Origin of the sequence: Nostoc mirabile CHAB5784 (assembly GCF_020829645.1) — a bacterium.
Lineage (GTDB): Bacteria > Cyanobacteriota > Cyanobacteriia > Cyanobacteriales > Nostocaceae > Nostoc > Nostoc mirabile.
This window is the reverse complement of the sequence record NZ_JAIVFS010000276.1, coordinates 1-2,595: the sequence shown is the minus strand read 5'-3', so window position 1 is coordinate 2,595 and position 2,595 is coordinate 1. Positions and strand designations below refer to the sequence as shown.

2 protein-coding genes are annotated in these 2,595 nt (G+C 44.0%); both read right to left on the bottom strand.

Translation table 11 applies throughout. The annotated features are described in order from the left end of the window. Positions 1 to 91 precede the first annotated feature (91 nt). A complete protein-coding gene (locus LC653_RS45650; protein WP_229501815.1) occupies positions 92 to 1,525 on the bottom strand; it encodes a class I adenylate-forming enzyme family protein in 1,434 nt (477 codons plus the stop codon). A 44-nt stretch (positions 1,526 to 1,569) separates the two neighbouring features. Next, on the bottom strand, positions 1,570 to 2,571 hold the full coding sequence (locus tag LC653_RS45645; protein ID WP_229501814.1) for a cytochrome P450: 1,002 nt from the start codon (positions 2,569 to 2,571) through the stop codon (positions 1,570 to 1,572). Positions 2,572 to 2,595: the final 24 nt, after the last annotated feature.

Below are 2,595 nucleotides of genomic sequence, written 5' to 3'. Positions count from 1 at the left end.
GCAGACTTGTCGTCGTCAAGGCAAGTCTATTATTGATTTTTTTGTACAAGCACTACTGGTTGATTCTAATAATTATCTGTCTCCCCCATCTCTACTTCCTAAATATTAGACCTGAATCCTTACCTTTATAAATTGCTATCCTACGAGAACAGAATTCAATAATTTGTTCTTGCGTAACTGCGTGACCAGGCTTAAGTACGATGTTTGCCTTGACTATCTCACCTTTGAGCGCATCTGGAACTCCGTATACTGCACATTCAGCTACTGCTGGATATTGATAAATAACATTTTCTACTTCAGTTGGATACACCTTAAATCCAGAAACATTAACCATATCTTTTAAGCGGTCAACGATATAGAAAAAGCCGTCTGAATCCATCCGACCAATGTCGCCAGTATAGAACCAACCATTTTTAATGACTTGGGCAGTTTCAAATGGGCGATTCCAATAACCAAGCATGACGTTTGGCCCCTTGATAACTATTTCTCCCAACTCCTCTGGTTTTACCTGATGACCATCGCCATCAACAATCTTCATTTCTACATTTTCAATTGGCATCCCAATTGAACCGAATTTATATTTAAGATCGTGGTTATAACAAGAACATGGTGATGTTTCAGTTAAACCATACCCTTCATGAATGACGAGTCCATATTTCTCCTGCCAAATCTTTGCAACTTCAACGGGCATAGGAGCCGCAGCCGAAAAGTAATAGCGGATGCTTTGGAGGTGCGAAAAAGAAGTGTTTAGTAGATTTAAGTAGATTGTAGGTACCCCAAAGAACATGGTGACTTTTTGGGTAGCAATGGTGTCCAGGACTTGCTCAAGCTTAAATCGGCGTTGCAGGATAATGGTGGCACAAACATTGAGTCCAGCATTGAGAATCGCGTTTTGGCCAAAGCAATGAAATAGCGGCAAGTACAGCAGCAATCGGTCATCCGGTCGCATTCCACAACAACGGTTGTGGGAATACATATTGGAAATTACATTGCCGTGAGAAAGGGTGGCTCCTTTGGGGAAACCTGTTGTGCCTGATGTGTAAACGATGCAAGCTGGAGCGTAGCGATCCATTTCGGCAGCACATCCTTCCCCCGAAGCGTTTTCTATTAGTTGCGTTAAACTAATTCCCTTGCTAGCTGTACCTTCTACAATCAAAATATGTTGCAGTTCGGGTAAGTCTGCCTCTAGCACCTGCTCACTTTGAGTTTCTGTTGTAATTACTACCTTGGCAGCACAATCGTTGAGAATATAGCTGACTTCAGTACTTTTGAGCATTACATTGACTGAGACAACAATAGCACCAATTTTAAGAATGCCAAGATAAGAAATAATGAACTCTGGAATATTCGGCAAAAACAAGGCTATGCGATCGCCTTTTTTAATTCCCAATCCCCGTAAACCATTAGCCACGCGATTTGCTAACAGGTTAAGCTGTTTGTAGGTTAAAGATTTATCCTCAAAAATCAGGGCGATTTTGTCAGGGAATAACACATGACCGCGCTCTACATGATGTGTGATGTTCATAACGAAAAAGACTCACTTTAAGCTACCTATGACAGCAAACTAAGTTAAAACGTCTTCTGAATCTCAGGTTGGGAGACATCACCAAGACTGATTTGTGGTTCCAATGTCATGAGGATGCCGTGGCGGGGACGCAATGTGAACATCGGCTCTTCTTCAACCGGATGTCCAGGTACTAGGTGCAGCCGATATTTTTGAGCTACCATCGCAACTATCAACTGCATTTCAGTCATTGCAAATATCTCACCGATGCATTGGCGTGGCCCGCCGCCGAAGGGGTAGTAAGCATAGCGTGGACGCGCAGCAGCTTGTTCTTTTGTGAAGCGCTCAGGGTCGAAGTCTTCGGGATTCTCCCAAAAAGCTGGTAGGCGGTGGGTGACATAAGGGCTAATCATGATCACAGAGTTAGCTGGTATGTGATAGCCTCCAACCTCGTCAGCCTGTAAGTTAGTGCGGGTATAGACCCACGCACCAGGATAAAGCCGCATCGATTCTTCGAGTACCATCCTGGTATATTTCAGGTTTGGTAAATCTTCAAGAGTCGGGGTACGTTCATTTAAAACACTCTTGAGTTCATCTTGGAGCCGACTTTCGACCTTAGGGTGAAGAGAAAGCAAGTACCAAGTCCATGCAAGTACAGCTGCTGAGGTTTCAAATCCACCGGTAAAGATGGTCATAATCTCATCGCGCAGTTGCTCATCACTCATTCCCTGACCAGACTCTTCATCGTAAGCATCCATCAGCATAGAGAGCAGGTCGTCAGGACTATTATTGCTTTCTCGACGGGAGCGAATGATCCGATAGACGATTCTATCTAGTGTTCCCATCGCTTGCACAAATGCGCGGTTTTTTAGGGTGGGTACCCATAGAGGTAGCTTGAAAACTGCCCACAGTTGACTACTAAGATACTCATAAGCAGTATCCCATGCTTGATTCATCTCGCTAATATTAAACTCAACGAGGTTGTCACCAACCCCGTTGGTCTTCAAAACCGTGCATGAAGGTTTCCCTTCACACGGCTCCTCAATGACTTGGTGCTTGTCACGCATACCTCATTACCCATTTATCCGCGA